Below are 16,968 nucleotides of genomic sequence, written 5' to 3'. Positions count from 1 at the left end.
CGCGAGCGGAGCGATCAGAACGGGTAGTGGCGCGGCGTGGTCTGCACGGTGATCCAGCGCAGTTCGGTGAACTCGTGGATGCCGGCGTTGCCGCCGAAGCGGCCGATGCCGCTGGCCTTGACACCGCCGAACGGCATCTGCGCCTCGTCGTGCACCGTGGGGCCGTTGACGTGGCAGATGCCCGACTCGATGCGCTTGGCCACTTGCATGGCACGCGCCACGTCGCGCCCGAACACGGCCGAGGACAGGCCGTACTCGGTGTCGTTGGCGCTGTTGATGGCGGCCTCGACGCCATCGACCCGCACTACCGCCTTGACCGGCCCGAAGGATTCCTCGCCGTAGATGCGCATGTCGGGCGTGACGCGGTCCAGGATGGTGGCGGGCATGAGCGTGTTCTCGGCCTTGCCGCCGCACACCAGCACCGCGCCCTTGGCCAGCGCGTCGTCGATCATGGCGTTGCAGCGTTCGACGGTAGCCATGTCGACCACCGATCCCAGCACCGCGGGACCCTTGCGCGGATCCTGCAGCGGCAGCGACTTGGCCTTGGCGCCGAAGCGCGCGACGAATTCATCGGCGATCTTCTCGTCGACGATGATGCGCTCGGTGGACATGCAGATCTGGCCCGAGTTGGCGAAGGCGCCGAAGGCGGCGGCGTTGACCGCCGCGTCCAGGTCGGCGTCGTCCAGGATCACCAGCGGCGCCTTGCCGCCCAGCTCGAGCACGACCGGCTTGAGGTACTTGGCGCAGGTCTGCGCGATGATCTTGCCCACGCGCGTCGAACCGGTGAAGTTCACCCGGCGCACGGCGGGATGCGAGACCGCGGCCTCGACCACCGCGCCGGCATCCGCCGGGTCGTTGGTGACGAAGTTGACCACGCCCGCGGGAAAGCCCGCTTCGTTCAAGGCCTCGACGATCAGCCCGTGCGTGGCGGGGCACAGTTCGGAGCCCTTGAACACGACCGTGTTGCCGCAGGCCAGCGGCACGGCCACCGATCGCACGCCCAGGATCACGGGCGCGTTCCACGGCGCGATGCCCAGCACCACGCCCGCGCCCTGGCGCACGGCCATGGCCAGGCTGCCTGGCACGTCGGACGGAATGACCTCGCCGCTGATCTGGGTGGTCAGGGCGGCGGCCTCCTGCAGCATGCCCGCCGCCAGGTGGACGTTGAAGCCGGCCCACATGGCCGATGCCCCGGTCTCGGCGGCCATCGCCTCGATGAAGGCCGGCGCCTTGGCTTCGAGCGCCTGGGCGGCCTTGAGCAGCAGCGCCCGGCGCTCGCCCGGGCCGGTCTCGCGCCAGCTCGTGAACGCGCGCGCGGCGGCGTCGACCGCCTTGGTCATGTCCTCGGGGGTGGCGGCCGGCGCCCGGGTCGCGACCGAGCCGTCGAGCGGATTGCGGCGCTCGAAGGTCGCCTTGCCGGAGGCCTCGGCGGATTGGCCGTCGATCAGCATGGTCAGGGTTTTCATGTCAGTCTCCTGCTCTGGAAGAATGGGGATAGTGACGGCGGAATCAGGCGATTTCCACGTCCACCAGGATGGGCACCGGCGATGCCAGCGCTTCGCGCAGCACACCGGCCAGCTTGGCGGGGTCCGACACCCGGATACCCTGGCAGGCATGCCCGCGCGCCAGCGACACGAAGTCGAGATCGGGCAGGTCGGTGCCGGCAAGCGGGTCTTCGGGCTTGAAGCCGAAGGTCGGGGCGAACTCCGTCAGGGCAGCATAGCGCCGGTTGTTCAGGATCACGAAGGTGATCGGCAGCTTGAGCTGCGCCGCGGTCCACAGCGCCTGGATGGAGTACATGCTGGAGCCGTCTCCGATCAGACCGATGACCTTGCTTTGCGGCTTGGCCAGCGCGACGCCCACGGCGGCCGGCATGCTGTAGCCCAGGCCGCCGCTGCACATGGTGTAGAAGGTCTCGCTTTGCAGCATGGGCAGGTACTTGTGCATGACCGGCCGCGCGCTGGGCGACTCCTCGACCACGATGGAAGCGGGATCGCGCACCTCGGCCAATGTCTGCAGCACGTAGGCCACCGACATGGGCGAGGACGGCTCGGCGCGCGGCAGCGGCGCCCGCGGGGCGGGCAGTTCGCGCGCCGGCGGCGAAGCCCGCGCCAGCAGTTCGCGCACGCCCAGGCTGATGCTGCCCACCGCCGCGGTGCCCACCGGCGCCCAGGCCGCGACCTGCGGATCGTCGGTGAGCTGGACCAGCTTCGCGCCGGGCGGCAGGTGCGGCCCGAAGCCTTCGACGTGATAGGTGAAGGCCGGCGCGCCGATCACGAAGATGCAGTCGTAGCCACCCAGCATCGAGACGATCTTCTCGCGGATGGCGGGCAGGAAGCCCATGAACTGGCGATGGTCCTCGGGGAAGCCGCAACGGCCCGACATGGGCGCGACCCACACGCCCGCCTTGTGGCGCTCGGCCAGTTGCACCACGTCGTCCCAGGCGCCGTCGCGGTCGACGGAGGCGCCGATGACGAAGGCCAGACGCCGCGCAGCGTCCAGCGCGCCGGCGATCTCGGCCATGACGTCGGGATCGGGCCGCAGCAGCTTGCCGACGCGACGCGCCTGGACCGGCTCGCACTCGCGCGACCAGTCGTCCGCGGGCACCGAGATCAGCACCGGACCGCAGGGCGGCTGCATGGCGATGTAGTAGCCGCGCGCGATCGCCAGTGGAACGTCCTCGGCCCGCGCCGGCTCACAGCTCCACTTCACGTACGGCTTGGGCAGCTCGGTGGCCTGCGCCGAATGCAGGAAGGGATCGAAGGGCAGGATGGAGCGCGACTGCTGGCCGGCGGTGATGACCAGCGGCGTGCGGTTCTTGTAGGCGGTGAAGATGGTGCCCATGGCGTTGCCCACGCCGGCCGCCGAATGCAGGTTGATGAACGAGGCGTTGCGGCGCGCCTGCGCGTAGCCGTCGGCCATGGCGACCACCACGCCCTCGTGCAGCCCCAGCACGTAGTCGAAGTCGCTGGGGAAGTCCAGGAAGAGCGGCAGCTCGGTGGATCCCGGGTTGCCGAAGATGGTGGTCATGTCGAAGGCGCGCAGCAGGTCGAGCACGGCTTCGCGGACGGTGGTCATGGGTCTCGTCTCCGCGGTGTGATGGTGTGCGGGCCGGGGTCCGTTTCCTGAGCCCGGCGAATCCCGAGAGTATGGCCAGCATACCCTTGCCTGAACATTGCTTTTTCAGGAAAAAGTCATTACCTTTTGGCATGACTTTCGACATACGCCAACTCAACGCCTTCCTGGCCGTGGTCCAGCACGGAACGCTGGGCCGGGCGGCGCAAAGGCTGAACATCACCCAGCCCGCCCTGAGCCGCACCATCCGCCGGCTGGAAGAACAGATCGGCGCCCCGCTGTTCGAGCGCTATGCGACCGGCATGATGCTGACCAGCTTCGGCCAGGCGCTGCTCCCCCACGCCACCCTGCTACAGCGCGAAGCGGAACAGGCCACCGAGGAAATCGACGCGCTGCGCGGCCTCTCGCGCGGCACCATACGCGTCGGCGCGGTGGCCAGCGCGGTCAGCCTCGTGCTGCCCATGGCCATCGGACGCGTGCTGGCCCAATGGCCGAACCTGCAGGTCCATCTGCTCGAGGGCGTGGGCGACCTGCTGACCGACGCGCTGCTGACTCACGACATCGATCTCGCCATAGGCGTGTCGATGCCGGACACGGCGGACATCTGTGTGATCCCCGACTGCGAATGGCACGACACCAGCCAGATCATTGCCGCGTCCACGCATCCGCTGCGCAGGCGCGCCCGGCTGCGCCTGGAAGACACGCAAGGCCACAAATGGGTGCTGCCGCCGCGCGGCACGGCGCCGTTCGACGAACTCATGCACCTGTTCGCCTCGCGCGGCCTGCCCCCGCCCGACATCGTGGTGGAGACGCGCTCCATCATCGCCATCAAGAGCATGGTGGCCCACGCCGGCTTCCTGAGCTGGATGCCTCACCCCATGTTCGAGGCCGAGCGCGGCGCGGGGCTGGCCGACACCCTGCCCATTCCCGGCGCGGCCCTGCAACGCCGGCTGATGGTGTTCCGCCGCACCAAGGGCATTCTTCCCCAGCCGGCCGTCAAGCTGCTGGACGAACTGCGGCTGATGTGGGCGTCTCCTACCCGCTGACGCGCTTGCCGGCCAGCGCGGCGTCGACCGCTTCTATCCAGTGCACGACCGGGGTGTCCGTGCCGGCCTGCAGATGCGCCAGGCAGCCGATGTTCGCGGACAGGATGAGATCGGGGCCGGCCCTGCCCAGTTCGGCGAGCTTGCGGTCGCGCAGCTCACCGGCGATCTCGGGCTGCAGCACCGAGTAGGTTCCCGCCGATCCGCAGCACAGGTGGCTTTCCGAGAACGGCTGGAGCGCGAAGCCCAGGTCCGCCAGCAGGCGCTCGACCAGCGGCCTCAGGCCCTGCCAATGCTGGAGCGTGCACGGCGGATGGAAGACCGGCCGCGCGGCCAGCCGGCCGGCCAACCGCGGAGCCAGCTCGCCCGCGTGCGGCGCCAGCACCTCGGCGATGTCGCGCACCATGCCCGACACCCGCGCCGCCCGGCCGGCATAGGCCGGATCGTCGCGCAGGTGGTGCGCGTACTCGCGCACGGTGGCGCCGCAGCCCGAGGCGTTCATCACGATGGCCTCGATGCGGCCCGCTTCGATGTCGGGCCACCAGGCATCGACATTGGCGCGCATCTGCGCCAGCGCCGCCGCCTGCTGGTTCAGGTGGAAGCGCGCCGCGCCGCAGCAGCCCGAACCCGGCGCGACCGAGGCCGAGATCCCCACGGCATCGAGCACGCGCAGGGTGGCCGCGTCGATGGCCGGCATCATGGAAGGCTGCACGCATCCCGCCAGCATCAGCACCTGGCGCTCATGGCGGCGCCGCGGCACCTGGCCCGCCGGCCGCCGCGGCGGCACCTTGGCCGCCAGCGCGGACGGCAGCAAGGGGCGCAGCGCCTGCCCCAGCCTCATGGCCAGCCCGAAGGCCGGCGTAGCCAGCGTCCTGCCCAGCACCGCGCGCTTGAGCTGGTCGCCGGGCGCCCTTTCCACGCGCGTCTCGACCATCCTGCGGCCGATGTCGATCAATTGCCCGTATTCCACGCCGGACGGACAGGTCGTCTCGCAATTGCGGCAGGTCAGGCAGCGATCCAGGTGCAACTGGGTGCTGGCCGTGACCTCGCCCCCCTCAAGCATCTGCTTGATCAGGTAGATGCGGCCGCGCGGGCTGTCCAGTTCGTCGCCCAGTACCTGGTAAGTGGGACAGGTCGCGGTACAGAATCCGCAATGCACGCACTTGCGCAGGATGGCCTCGGCCTGCCTGCCATCGGGGGTGTCCTTGATCGACTCCGTCAGCCGTGTCTGCATGGAATGGGTGGTTCGTGTCTAGAGGTCGGGATACATGCGGCCGGGATTGAACACCCCTTCCGGATCGAATTCGTTCTTCAGGCGCCGATGGATGGCGGCCACGGGCGTCGACAGCGGATGGAACACGCCCGACGCCCGCGCCTCGTCCACCGATGCGGCGCGAAACAACGTGGCATGCCCACCCGCCAGCGCGGCCACCTGGCGCACGCGCTGCGCCGGCACGGGCCCGCTCAGCCATCGCTGCGCGCCGCCCCATTCGATCAGCGTGGGCCCCAGGCCCAGCGGTCGGGTCACCGACGGCAGCGACAGGCGCCACAGCGAACGCACGGCCAGGAAGGGATGCGTATGGTCGCGCAGCGACCGCCACCATGCCTGGGCCTCTTCGTCCGGCAACGCCTCGCCGCCCAGCGCCGCGCGTGCCGCCGCGATCGCGGCCTGGGCGCCCGACAGCCGGACGGTCAGGCATCCGCCGCACCAGGCCGTGGCGCTGACCGGCAACGCCTGGCCGCCCCAGGCATTCATCCGGCGCAGCGCCGTTGCCTCGTCCATCTCGAAACGCAGCGTGGTCTCGCAGGCGGGCCGGGGCAGCACCTTCAGCGACACCTCCAGGATCGCGCCCAGCGTACCCAGCGAACCGGCCACGAGGCGGGACACGTCATAACCCGCCACGTTCTTCATGACCTCGCCGCCGAAACGCAGCACGCGCCCCTGGGCATCCAGCAGGCGCACGCCCAGCACGAAATCGCCGACCGAACCGGCGCTGGCGCGGCGTGGTCCGGCCAGCGCCGTCGCGATGCAGCCGCCCAGCGTGGCGCCGGCCGAGAAATGCGGCGGCTCGAAGGCCAGCATCTGGCCCTGCTCCGCCAGCATTTCCTCGACTTGAGCAAGGGGCGTACCCGCCCGGGCGCTCAGCACCAGCTCGCTGGGCTGGTAGTCGATGACACCCGCGTAGGGCGACAGGTCGAGCACGGCATCGTGGTCCACCGGCAGCCCGTAGAAGCCCTTGGTGCCGCCGCCGCGGATGTACAGCGACTTGCGGCCCACATGGGCCATCAGCACGCGGGCGCGAAGATCGGATAACAGAACGTCCATGGCCGGGAATCAGAAGCGGGGGATCTCGGGAAAGCGGATGGCATCGCGGTGCACGTGCCGGCGTCCGTATTCGTTGCACCGGGCCAGCGTCGGGATGGCCTTGCCCGGATTGAGCAGGCCGGTCGCGTCGAAGGCGTGCTTGATGCCGAAGAAGACGTCCAGCTCCTCGCGCGCGAACTGCACGCACATCTGGTCGATCTTCTCGGCCCCCACCCCATGCTCGCCGGTGATCGTGCCGCCGACCTCCACGCACAGCTCCAGGATCTCGGCGCCGAATTGCTCGGCCCGCTCGACCTCGTCGATGTCGTTGGCATCGAACAGGATCAGCGGATGCAGGTTGCCGTCGCCCGCATGGAACACATTCGCGCAGCGCAGGCCGTACTTGTGCTCCATCTCGGCGATGGCCGACAGCACGCGCCCCAGGCAGCGGCGCGGGATGGTCCCGTCCATGCAGTAGTAGTCGGGAGAAATCCGCCCCGCCGCCGGAAAGGCATTCTTGCGGCCGGCCCAGAACAGCAGCCGCTCGGCCTCGGAACCGGAAACCTGCAGGCGCGTCGCGCCGCACTGGGCGAACAGCGCCTCGATCCGGCAGATCTCGTCGGCCACTTCCTCTTCGGTGCCGTCCGATTCGCACAGCAGGATGGCCTCGGCATCGAGGTCGTAGCCCGCGCACACGAAGGGTTCCACCATGTGCACGGCGCGCCGGTCCATCATTTCGAGTCCGGCGGGAATGATGCCGGCCGCGATGACCCGGGCGACGGCATCGCCGGCCGCCTCGACCGACGCGAAACTCGCCATGACCACCCGCGCCACGGCCGGACGCGGGATGAGCTTGACCGTGACCTCGGTCACGATGCCCAGCATGCCCTCGGAGCCGATGATGATGGACAGCAGGTCCAGGCCGGGCTCGTCCAGCGCCGACGAGCCGAGCTCCAGCACCTCGCCGTCCATCGTGACCACGCGCGCCGCCAGCACGTTGTGCACCGTCAGGCCGTATTTCAGGCAATGCACGCCGCCCGAGTTCTCGGCCACGTTGCCGCCTATGGTGCAGGCGATCTGGCTGGAGGGATCGGGCGCGTAGTAGAGCCCGTGGGGCGCGGCGGCCTCGGAGATGGCCAGGTTGCGCACGCCCGGCTGCACCACCGCCAGGCGCGCCTCGGGGTCGACATGGACGATGCGGTTGAACTTCGCCAGGCCCAGCAGCACACCCTCGGCATGCGGCGTCGCGCCGCCCGACAACCCGGTGCCCGCGCCGCGCGCCACCACCGGCACGCCCATCCGCTTGCACAACCGCAGGACCTGCCGCACCTGCTCCTCGGTCTCCGGCAGCACCACGACCATGGGCAACTGGCGGAACAGCGACAGTCCGTCGCATTCGTAGGGACGCGTGTCCTCTTCCCTGAACAGCACACAGTAGTTGGGAAGCACAGCGCGCAATGCCTGCACCACCTCTACCTGGCGCTCGGCCGCGATCGGGTCCAGCCCGATTTCTGTTGGGGCGTTCATGCACATCTCCAGTAACTTCTGAAGATAGCGTGCCCCCGCTTTCCCCAATAGTGGTATTACCCCCCGGGAAGCCCACCCCCTACCCGCTACGCGGGCCCCCTCAAGGGGGCGATGCGGGTGGACCGGCGGAGCCGGATCCACCGCATCCTGGGTCTAGTACCTGTTTCTTGAGGGGTGGCACCGGTGCTATCGCTGGCCGCCAGCGATAGCACCGATGATTCGGTCCAAGATAACCTCCCTAGACCCAGGAAACCGCGGATCTGGCTTTGCCAGTCCGCCGGTTTCGCCCCCTTGAGGGGGCGCCCGAAGGGCGTAGGGGGTGGGCTTCCCCTCAGCGCGTAGGGAGGGGCAACACCTTCCCGGGATTGAGGATATTCAACGGATCGAAAGCCTGTTTCACCTGCCGCATCAGCGCCAGCGCGTCCTCGCCGTGCTCCTCGGCCAGGAATTGCATCTTGTGCAGGCCCACCCCGTGTTCGCCGGTGCAGGTGCCGTCCATGTCCAGGGCGCGGCGGACCATGCGGCGGTTGATGGCCTCGGCTTCGGCCCATTCGGCCTCGCTGTCCGGGTCCAGCAGCATCTGCACGTGGAAGTTGCCGTCGCCCACGTGTCCGACCACGCAGGTGGGGAAGCTGGCCTGGGCCAGGTCGGCGTTGGTTGCGCGGATGCAATCGGCCAGCCGGGAAATGGGCACGCAGACGTCGGTGCTGGAGGCGCGCGCGCCGGGACGCAGCTGCAGGGTGGCGAAATACGCGTTGTGGCGCGCGGCCCAGAGACGGTTGCGGTCCTCGGGATGCACGGCCCATTCGAAATCCATGCCGCCGTGCTCGCGCGTGATCTCCTGCACCGTCGTGGCCTGTTCCTCGACCCCGGCCGGGCTGCCGTGGAACTCGAACAGCAGCAGCGGCGTCTCGCGCAGGGTCAGCTTGCTGTAGAGGTTCAACGCGCGCACGGTGGCGGTGTCCAGCAGTTCGACCCGGGCGACCGGGATACCCATCTGTATGGTCTGGATGACCGCGGCCACGGCCGCATCGACGCTGGGGAAGTTGCAGACCGCCGCCGACACGGCCTCGGGCTGGGGATACAGGCGCACCGTGACCTCGGTGATGATGCCCAGCGTGCCTTCGCTGCCGATGAAAAGACGGGTCAGGTCGTAGCCCGCCGAGGATTTCTTCGCGCGCCGCGCCGTGCGGATGACCTTGCCCTGGGCCGTGACCACCGTCAGGGACACGATGTTGTCGCGCATCGTGCCGTAGCGTACCGCGTTGGTTCCCGACGCCCGCGTGGCGGCCATGCCGCCCAACGAGGCGTCCGCGCCGGGGTCGATGGGAAAGAACAGCCCGGTATCGCGGATTTCGTTGTTGAGTTGCTTGCGCGTGACGCCGGCCTGCACGGTAACGGTCAGGTCGTCGGGGTTGACCGACAGGACGCGGTTCATGCGGGACACATCCAGCGTAATGCCGCCTTCGATGGCCAGCACATGCCCTTCCAGCGACGATCCCGAACCGTAGGCGATCAGCGGCACGCCGTGCGCGGCGCAGGCCTGGACGGCCGCCACCACGTCCTCGGTGCTTTCGGCGAACACCACGGCGTCGGGCGGCACCGCCGGATAGGGCGACTCGTCGCGGCCGTGGTGTTCCCGCACGGACGCATTGAGCGACAGGCGGTCGCCGAAATGAGCGGCCAGCGCATCGAGGCAGGCCTGGGGCACCGGACGGCGCAGCGAGGAAAAATCGGGGGCATTCATGAATCGACAGCCTGAGGGTGGATCCCCCCGATTCTACGCCCTGCCCCCCAATCAGGCCCGCCGCACCGCCGGCGGCACGAAGGCCGTGACCGGCGGCGCGTCGTCAACGCGCTCGATCTCGACCAGGGCGGTCTGCGCCATCGAGCCCTGCGCCAGGCTCGACGTGCCCTTGTCGAGCGTCACCATGTTCGGATTGCCATGCTTGTCCAGCGAACCGGGCTCGCCGCCTTGCAGCGGGTCGTACCAGGCCCCGGTGGCGATCTGCGCGACGCCCGGCATCAGGTGCCCGGCCAGCACGGCTCCCGCCAGGAAGGCCCCGCGGTCGTTGAACACGCGGACCACGTCGCCTTCCCGGATGCCCCGCGCCTCCGCGTCGTCGGGATGCAGGGCGATGGGCTCGCGCCCGGCCACCTTGCTGGCGCGGCTGGCCTGCGCCGGATCGAGCTGGCTGTGCAGTCGGGTGGCCGGCTGGTTGGACAGGAGGTGCAGGGGATAGCGCGCGGCCTGCGCGCCGCCCAGCCATTCGGCCGGCTCCAGCCATGCGGGATGGGCCGGGCAGTCCGCGTAGCCATAGCCCTCGATCGTGCGCGAATGGATCTCTATCCGGCCCGAGGGCGTGGCGAGCGGATGGCCCCCGGGATCGCGGCGGAAATCGTCCAGCAGCACGCAGCCGGTCTCGGGCTGGGGAAAGGCGAACTGGCCGGCCTGCCAGAACGCATCGAACGCCGGCGGCGCGTAGCCCGACTCCCGGGCCCTGGCGGCGGCGACCTCGTACATGTGGCGCAGCCAGCCCATCTCGTCGCGCCCTTCGGTATAGGCCGCCTCGAAACCCAGGCGCCCCGCGACCTCGGCCAGGATGTCGAAGTCGTTGCGCGCCTGCCCCACCGGCGGAATGACCTGCCGCATGGCCATCCAATAAGGGGAGTTCTCGTGCGCCAGGATGTCGTTGCGCTCCATGGTGGTGGTCGCCGGCAGCACGATGTCGGCATGCCGGGCGGCGGGGTTCCACCACGGCTCGTGGACGATGACCGTTTCCGGCGCCTGCCAGGCGCGCAGGAAACGGTTCAGGTTGGTGTTGTGGTGGAAGGGGTTGCCGCCTATGGAATAGATCAGGCGGATGTCCGGGAACGTGATGGCCCGGCCGAAGCACTCGATCTGCTTGCCGGGATGCAGCAGCATGTCGGCGATGCGGCCCACCGGCACGTAGGTCTTGATCGCATTGGGCCCCAGCGGCAGCGTCGGGCGCGGCATGCCCTCGACGCGTGGCGCCGTCATGCCGTTGACCGCGCCGAAGCCGATGCTGAAGCCGCCGCCCGGCAGCCCGATCTGCCCCAGCATCGCGGCCAGGGTGACCAGCATCCACACCGGCTGCTCGCCGTGATCGGCGCGCTGCACCGACCAGCTCAGGTTCACCATGGTGCGGCTGCCCGCCATCCTGCGGGCCAGCGCGCGGATCTGGCCGGCCGCAATGCCGGTGATGGCCGCCGCCCACTCCGCGCTGCGGGGCGGCCCGCCGTCGCGGCCCAGCAGATAGGCCTCGAAGCGCGCGTAGCCTTCGCAATGGCTGGCCAGGAACTCCCGGTCGTGCAGGCCTTCCGAGGCCAGCGTATGGGCGATGCCGAGCATCATCGCGGTATCGGTATGCGGGCGGATGGGCATCCATTCCGAACGGGACGCGGGCGGCTGGTCCGCGCGCGACGGACTGATGGTCACGAACACGGGCCCGCCGCTTCCTGTGTTCCGGTACCAGTCGGGGTTGTCGTGCACCACCGCGCCGCCGGGGTCGAGCTGGGTATTCTTCAGGGCGGCGCCGCCGAACATCACCATCAGTTCGGTCGAGGCCATGACTTCCGGCCACGATGCCACCAGATTGGTGATGTCCGAGCGCCCCAGGACGTAGGGCATGATGCCCAGCGCGGCGCCGAAGCTATGGTTGCCGCGCTTGTCCACGTAACCGCCGTGCAGGCCCAGGAAACGCTTGAGCACGCTGGGCCCGTGGTGCAGCCGGCCGGCGCTGGCCCAGCCATACGAACCGCCGTAGATGGCCTCGTTGCCGTGCTCGGCCTTGACCCGGGCCAGCTCGTCGGCGACCAGGCCCAGGGCCTGGTCCCAGCCGACGGGCACGAAGGCGTCGCCGCCGCGCCCCTGGCCGTTGCGATGGCGCAGGTAGCCCGCCCGGACATAGGGCTGGTCGATCCGCAGCGGCCCGCGCACGATCTCGGGCAGGCCCCGCACGAAGCTGGCCGGATGCGGGTCGGCGCGGAACGGCACGGTATCGACGATGGCGCCTTGCTCGTCGGTCACCACGTCGTAGACGCCCCAATGCGAGGCGGTCTGTATGGTTCGGGTCGCCACGTGTCCTCCTGGGAAGATGGAACGATCGCCGGCCGTCAGTCGGCCTGGATCTTCAATTCGTCGATCAGCCGCCCCAACTGCCGGTAGTCGGCGGCCACCCGGGCTCCGAGCTTTGCGGGCGAGCCCCCCGCCGGCACGGCCGACCATGCCGCCGGCGCGAAGAACGCGTTCCAGGCGCGCAGGCGCACGTCGGGAAACCCGGACTCGGCGATGGAAGGCACATTCGGCAGGAACGGCGTGCGGTCGGGATCCGCCACCGCGATGGCCGTCAATTTGCCTGCCTTGAGATACTGCCTGACCGGCCCGATCGTCACAAGCGCGACCGGAATGTGGCCCGCCACGACGTCCGTCACGGACGGCGCGACGCCCTTGTAGGGACGCGCCATGACGTCGGTGTCGCTGCCAGGTGGATAGGCGACCACGATGGTGATAGGCTTTTCAGGATAGCGTTGCGCGTGGCCGGCCGCGCTCCAGACCACCCCCGCGACGGCCAAGGCCGCGCCCAACCGCCGACGAGTGATTTTCGACATGACGTTCCTCCGTGGAATCCCCGGCACTATAGGAATCGCCCGCTTCTTCCACTTGCGAGAAACCGTCAGTTTTCGGCGAAGAACCGACATATGACGCTGCTGCCCGTGCCCCTGCCCGTCGACATGGCGGGCGAGCCGCTGCGCGTCGTCGTGCGCGAAGGCCAGGCGGGCGACACCTCGCTCCACACCCACGCCTGCGGACAACTGCTGTATCCCGAGCGTGGCGCCACGCTGCTCCAGACCGGGCACCACCTGGTCCGGCTGGGCCCCAGCCGAGCCGCCTGGATCCCTCCCGACCTTCCCCACGCGGTGCTGATGGAGCGCCCCTACCGGTACCACAGCGTGTATATCGATGCGGCCGTATATGCCGAGCCGGCCTTTGCCGTGACGGGAATCAGCCCCCTGCTCAGGGAACTGATCTTCGACGCGGGACGCTGGGACGCTTCGCACGCCGACGCCTCATCGCGCCATTGGAAGACCCGGGTGATCCTGGACGAGATCCGTCGGGCCCCGCGCGTGGCAGCCGGCCTGCCCATTCCCGAGGACGCGCGCATCGCCCAGATCTGCCGGGCGCTGGAGGCCGACCCGTCGGATGGCAGGACGCTGGCGCAATGGGCGGCGCAGGCCGGAGCCAGCGAAAAGACGATGCAGCGCATCTTCGTGAAGCTGACCGGACTGTCGTTCCAGCAGTGGCGCAATCATGCACGCATGACACGCGCGCTCGAGCTGCACGGCCAGGGCCGCCGAATGCTCGATATCGCGGTCGAGCTGGGCTATTCCAGCGAAGGCGCCTATTCCCACGCTTTCAGGCAATTCTACGGATACTCGCCCAGCCAGTTGAAGAGAAGGAAAGCGGAAACGCCCTGACTACAATCCACGCACGGCGATGCCCACAGGGGCATGCACAGGGACCCTGATCATGGAGCATTCATGGGACATCGATTGAGCGTGATCGCCACGCGCACCGGCGACGACGGCACCACCGGCCTGGCCACCGGACCGCGCGTGGCCAAGGACTCGCCGCGCATCGCGGCCATCGGCGACGTGGACGAACTCAACAGCGCGGTGGGCCTGCTGGCGACCGAAGCCTTGCCGCAGGACATCGCGCACGACTTGCTGGACATCCAGCACGATCTGTTCGACCTGGGGGGAGAACTCAGCATGCCCGGCCACGTCCTGCTGACTGAGGCGCGCGTGGCGCACCTGGACGGCCTGCTGGCCGATTACAACGCCCGGCTGCCGCCGCTGCGCGAATTCGTGCTACCTGGCGGAAGCCGGCCGGCGGCCCTGGCCCACATGGCCCGTACCGTATGCCGCCGGGCCGAACGCAGCGTGGTGGCGCTGGCCGGCGTCGAGACCGTCCATGCGCCGCCGCGGCAATACCTGAACCGCCTGTCGGACCTGCTGTTCGTACTGGCCCGCGCCATCAACCAGGATGCCGGCGCGCCGGAAGTCCTGTGGCGCTCGGGCCGTACCCGAGGCCTCTAGCCGCGGCCTACTTGCCGCTGCTGGTCGCCACCAGCCGGCGCGCCTGCACCGCCTGGGCCAGGCGCTCGAGCACCTGCACCGAGGTATCCCAGTCGATGCAGCCGTCGGTGATGCTTTGGCCATAGACCAGCGGCTTGCCGGGAACCAGGTCCTGCCTGCCGGCCGTCAGGTGGCTTTCCACCATCACCCCGATGATGCGGTTGTCGCCCGCTTCCATCTGGCGCGCCACGTCGTCCAGCACCTGGGGCTGGTTCTCGGGCTTCTTGCTGCTGTTGGCATGGCTGGCATCGATCATCACGCGCTGGGCCAGGCCGGCCTTGGCCATGTCCTGGGCGGCGGCTTCCACGCTGGCGGCGTCGTAGTTGGGCGCCTTGCCGCCGCGCAGGATGACGTGGCAATCCTCGTTGCCGTTGGTGGACACGATGGCCGACACGCCGCCCTTGGTCACCGACAGGAAATGGTGGGGCTGGGACGCCGCCTTGATCGCATCGACGGCGATGCGGATGTTGCCGTCCGTCCCGTTCTTGAAGCCCACGGGACACGACAGGCCGGAGGCGAGTTCGCGGTGGACCTGGCTTTCCGTGGTGCGCGCGCCGATGGCCCCCCAGGAGACGAGGTCGGCGATGTACTGGGGCGTGATCATGTCCAGATATTCACACCCCGCAGGCAAGCCGAGGGCGTTGATCTCCAGCAGCAACTGGCGGGCGGTGCGCAGCCCCTTGTTGATGTTGAAGCTGCCGTCCAGGTCGGGATCGTTGATCAGGCCCTTCCAGCCGACCGTGGTGCGCGGTTTCTCGAAGTACACCCGCATCACGATCTCGAGCTCGCCGGCGAAACGGTCGCGCTCGGCCTTCAGGCGGGAGGCGTATTCCAGGGCGGCCTTGGTGTCGTGGATGGAACACGGCCCGATCACCACCACGAGGCGGTCGTCCATGCCGTGCAGGATGCGGTGCAGCGCCTGTCGGGTGGAGTAGACCGTCTCCGAGACGTTGGTGGTGCAGGGAAACTCGCGCATCAGGTGCGAAGGCGGAGCCAGCTCCTTGATTTCACGAATGCGCAAGTCGTCGGTGTTGTGGGACACGATCCTCTCCTGGATTTCAATGATGTCTGGTATGCATGTCTTGGGGGGTTCGCCCCACCGTTTCGTCCAGGCACAAAAAAAGCCGCCAGGACGCTGGCGGCTTTTTTGGGGCAGGAATCCGTTAGATACGACGCTTCCTTTCCTCCGCCAGCGGCTTTGGAAATCCAAAAAAGTAAAAGTAAAAATACGTGGAAGCGTAGTTCATAAAATATATCGTAGCAGGGGCCGGCCGCTTCGGCAAGTAGCGGGCACCGTTCTTGCAGATGGCGGAAACCATGGCCACGCCCGCTTCCCACACCTGGATGCCGCCCCGCCGGCGGCGCCCCCGGCTGCTTGCCTGGACGCTGGCGGCCGCGGCGCTGTGGCTGGGCTGGCCCGTCGTCCGCCCGGCACTGGAAATCCCCCTGTACGGACTGAGACTGGCGGCGATGCCCGCCCCCTCGCGCCTGCCGGTGCCGGTCGAGGGGGTGCGTCCGCGCGACCTGCGGGACACCTGGAACGCCCCGCGCGCCGACGGCCGGCACCACGAAGGCATAGACATTTTCGCCCGCCGCAACACCGCCGTGCTGTCGGCCACGGAAGGCATCGTGACCCGGATCGGCACCAATACGCTGGGCGGGAACACGGTGTGGGTCATGGGCCCGGGCCGGCAGATGCACTACTACGCCCACCTCGAACGCTATGCCGACCTGCGGTCGGGCCAGCGCATCCAGGCCGGGATGCCGCTGGGCTACGTGGGCAACAGCGGGAATGCGCGCGGCACGCCCACCCACCTGCACTACGGCATCTACGAGGCCGGCGGCGCCATCAATCCGTATCCGCTGCTGGCCGGGCGTTGAGGGCGCCTTCGTGCGTGCTCAGCCGAAAAAGGCCAGCAGCATCCGGTTCGTCGCCTCGGCCTGCTCGAACTGCACCCAGTGCCCGGCATGGGGAATCACGCGCCACTGGCGCTCGGGCCGGCCGTCGACCCACCACGGCCCCACCCGGTCCGGATACGCGGTCACGTCGTGCTCGCCCCAGGCGAACAGGATGGGCATGGAAAAGCCGTCCAGGATGCCCTTGGTGGGGCCGCTCTGCGACAGGGCCTTGCTGCGAAAACGCGTGGCCTCGCAGGCCTGGCGGTGCACCGCCACCGCCAGCGCGTCGATGCTGCCTTCGTCGTGCAGCATCAGGGCGCGCAGGTTGTGGCGCAGGTCCTCGACCAGGGCCGCCTCGCCGCTTGCCAGCCGCCAGTTGACCATCGCGGCCTTCTGCCGGCGCGGCGTGCCGTGGCCGGCGGCGCCCAGCAGGGCCAGGCGCGCCACGTTCCCGCGCCGCGCGGCCAGGTGGGCCGCGCACAGGCCGCCGAACGAGAAGCCGGCCAGGTCGATCGGGGTGTCCGCTCCCACGAGCTGGTCCAGCGTCGCCGCCGTGGTCGCCACCAGGTGGGGCAGGTCGGCGGGCGGCGTCAGCGTGCCGGATTCGCCGAACGACGGCATGTCCGGCACCCATACGGTGTGGCGTTGCGCAAGCGCCCCCAGGTTGCGTATCCAGTGCCGCCAGCTGCCGTGCCCGCCATGCAGCAGCACCAGCGGACTTCCCTGCCCGGCCGAGCGCCAGACGACGCGCGTGCCGGCATGCTCGGCCTCGTGGCGGACGGTGGCGGCTTCCACGGCGGCGATGGCCGCCTCGGCCTGGGCACGGTCGTCGTTCGGGAACAGGATGGGATCGATGTCGCTCATGGCGGAGGGGCGGGAAGCTGGCCGACAAAGGCGCAAGCTTAACCCGTCGCGGCGGCGGCCACGGCCCATCCACTACACTAGCGCCTCTGCACCGAT

Annotated in this window: 14 protein-coding genes; 4 read left to right on the top strand and 10 right to left on the bottom strand. The window is 69.2% G+C overall.

Translation table 11 applies throughout. The features are described from left to right. Positions 1-14 precede the first annotated feature (14 nt). Together N5K27_RS12400 and mdlC are read right to left on the bottom strand one after the other, a co-directional pair. Positions 15-1,466: an aldehyde dehydrogenase gene (locus N5K27_RS12400; RefSeq protein ID WP_087837062.1), complete on the bottom strand. Its 1,452-nt coding sequence runs from the start codon at positions 1,464-1,466 to the stop codon at positions 15-17. Positions 1,467-1,509: 43 nt separating this feature from the next. Then, positions 1,510-3,078 carry a benzoylformate decarboxylase gene (mdlC, locus tag N5K27_RS12395; RefSeq protein WP_279816759.1) on the bottom strand — a complete coding sequence of 523 codons (1,569 nt, stop codon included), beginning with the start codon at positions 3,076-3,078 and terminating at the stop codon, positions 1,510-1,512. Positions 3,079-3,209: 131 nt separating this feature from the next. Here mdlC and N5K27_RS12390 point away from each other — a divergent pair, with 131 nt between their 5' ends. Continuing rightward, entirely contained in the window at positions 3,210-4,121 is a 912-nt protein-coding gene (locus N5K27_RS12390) for a LysR family transcriptional regulator (RefSeq protein WP_176400646.1), read from the top strand. Here N5K27_RS12390 and glcF read toward each other — a convergent pair. The 6 genes from glcF to N5K27_RS12360 all read right to left on the bottom strand — a co-directional run bounded on the left by glcF (position 4,111) and on the right by N5K27_RS12360 (position 12,582). Beyond that, positions 4,111-5,352, bottom strand: coding sequence for a glycolate oxidase subunit GlcF (gene glcF, locus N5K27_RS12385; RefSeq protein ID WP_087837065.1), 1,242 nt, complete (start codon positions 5,350-5,352; stop codon positions 4,111-4,113). The genes N5K27_RS12390 and glcF overlap by 11 nt on opposite strands. 18 nt (positions 5,353-5,370) lie before the next feature. Further along, positions 5,371-6,444: a glycolate oxidase subunit GlcE gene (gene glcE, locus N5K27_RS12380; protein ID WP_279816754.1), complete on the bottom strand. Its 1,074-nt coding sequence runs from the start codon at positions 6,442-6,444 to the stop codon at positions 5,371-5,373. Between the two features lie 9 nt (positions 6,445-6,453). After that, positions 6,454-7,950 carry an FAD-linked oxidase C-terminal domain-containing protein gene (locus tag N5K27_RS12375; RefSeq protein WP_087837067.1) on the bottom strand — a complete coding sequence of 499 codons (1,497 nt, stop codon included), beginning with the start codon at positions 7,948-7,950 and terminating at the stop codon, positions 6,454-6,456. 331 nt (positions 7,951-8,281) lie between these two features. Next, a complete protein-coding gene (locus tag N5K27_RS12370; protein ID WP_279816752.1) occupies positions 8,282-9,697 on the bottom strand; it encodes an FAD-linked oxidase C-terminal domain-containing protein in 1,416 nt (471 codons plus the stop codon). A gap of 51 nt (positions 9,698-9,748) precedes the next feature. Next, positions 9,749-12,052, bottom strand: a complete 2,304-nt coding sequence (locus N5K27_RS12365; RefSeq protein ID WP_279816750.1) for a molybdopterin-dependent oxidoreductase — start codon at positions 12,050-12,052, stop codon at positions 9,749-9,751. Between the two features lie 35 nt (positions 12,053-12,087). Further along, positions 12,088-12,582, bottom strand: coding sequence for a tripartite tricarboxylate transporter substrate-binding protein (locus tag N5K27_RS12360; protein ID WP_279816747.1), 495 nt, complete (start codon positions 12,580-12,582; stop codon positions 12,088-12,090). 90 nt (positions 12,583-12,672) lie between these two features. Between N5K27_RS12360 and N5K27_RS12355 the strand changes: the two genes are divergently transcribed. Next, entirely contained in the window at positions 12,673-13,449 is a 777-nt protein-coding gene (locus N5K27_RS12355; RefSeq protein ID WP_279816745.1) for an AraC family transcriptional regulator, read from the top strand. Between the two features lie 63 nt (positions 13,450-13,512). Continuing rightward, positions 13,513-14,070 carry a cob(I)yrinic acid a,c-diamide adenosyltransferase gene (locus N5K27_RS12350; RefSeq protein WP_087837072.1) on the top strand — a complete coding sequence of 186 codons (558 nt, stop codon included), beginning with the start codon at positions 13,513-13,515 and terminating at the stop codon, positions 14,068-14,070. A 7-nt stretch (positions 14,071-14,077) separates the two neighbouring features. Here N5K27_RS12350 and aroG read toward each other — a convergent pair whose 3' ends face one another. Then, the gene (gene aroG / locus N5K27_RS12345; protein WP_087837073.1) at positions 14,078-15,151 is read right to left on the bottom strand and encodes a 3-deoxy-7-phosphoheptulonate synthase AroG; all 1,074 of its coding nucleotides are present in this window, start codon (positions 15,149-15,151) and stop codon (positions 14,078-14,080) included. Positions 15,152-15,453: 302 nt separating this feature from the next. On the opposite strand from aroG, the gene N5K27_RS12340 reads away from it, so the two are divergent. Further along, positions 15,454-15,990, top strand: coding sequence for a M23 family metallopeptidase (locus N5K27_RS12340; protein WP_279816839.1), 537 nt, complete (start codon positions 15,454-15,456; stop codon positions 15,988-15,990). 18 nt (positions 15,991-16,008) lie between these two features. Here the strand turns inward: N5K27_RS12340 and N5K27_RS12335 are convergent, their stop codons facing one another. Beyond that, entirely contained in the window at positions 16,009-16,872 is an 864-nt protein-coding gene (locus N5K27_RS12335; protein ID WP_279816739.1) for an alpha/beta fold hydrolase, read from the bottom strand. Between the last annotated feature and the right edge of the window lie 96 nt (positions 16,873-16,968).

Source organism: Pigmentiphaga sp. GD03639 (assembly GCF_029845405.1).
GTDB lineage: Bacteria > Pseudomonadota > Gammaproteobacteria > Burkholderiales > Burkholderiaceae_B > Pigmentiphaga > Pigmentiphaga daeguensis.
The sequence above is the reverse complement of the archived record's forward strand: the minus strand, read 5'-3'. Positions and strand labels throughout refer to the sequence as shown.

Excerpts from the sequence above, each read along its gene's own strand:
- N5K27_RS12400 (WP_087837062.1), bottom strand. The coding sequence starts at position 1,466 with ATGAAAACCCTGACCATGCTGATCGACGGCCAATCCGCCGAGGCCTCC.
- mdlC (WP_279816759.1), bottom strand. The coding sequence starts at position 3,078 with ATGACCACCGTCCGCGAAGCCGTGCTCGACCTGCTGCGCGCCTTCGAC.
- N5K27_RS12390 (WP_176400646.1), top strand. The coding sequence starts at position 3,210 with ATGACTTTCGACATACGCCAACTCAACGCCTTCCTGGCCGTGGTCCAG.
- glcF (WP_087837065.1), bottom strand. The coding sequence starts at position 5,352 with ATGCAGACACGGCTGACGGAGTCGATCAAGGACACCCCCGATGGCAGG.
- glcE (WP_279816754.1), bottom strand. The coding sequence starts at position 6,444 with ATGGACGTTCTGTTATCCGATCTTCGCGCCCGCGTGCTGATGGCCCAT.
- N5K27_RS12375 (WP_087837067.1), bottom strand. The coding sequence starts at position 7,950 with ATGAACGCCCCAACAGAAATCGGGCTGGACCCGATCGCGGCCGAGCGC.
- N5K27_RS12370 (WP_279816752.1), bottom strand. The coding sequence starts at position 9,697 with ATGAATGCCCCCGATTTTTCCTCGCTGCGCCGTCCGGTGCCCCAGGCC.
- N5K27_RS12360 (WP_279816747.1), bottom strand. The coding sequence starts at position 12,582 with ATGTCGAAAATCACTCGTCGGCGGTTGGGCGCGGCCTTGGCCGTCGCG.
- N5K27_RS12355 (WP_279816745.1), top strand. The coding sequence starts at position 12,673 with ATGACGCTGCTGCCCGTGCCCCTGCCCGTCGACATGGCGGGCGAGCCG.
- N5K27_RS12350 (WP_087837072.1), top strand. The coding sequence starts at position 13,513 with ATGGGACATCGATTGAGCGTGATCGCCACGCGCACCGGCGACGACGGC.
- N5K27_RS12340 (WP_279816839.1), top strand. The coding sequence starts at position 15,454 with ATGCCGCCCCGCCGGCGGCGCCCCCGGCTGCTTGCCTGGACGCTGGCG.
- N5K27_RS12335 (WP_279816739.1), bottom strand. The coding sequence starts at position 16,872 with ATGAGCGACATCGATCCCATCCTGTTCCCGAACGACGACCGTGCCCAG.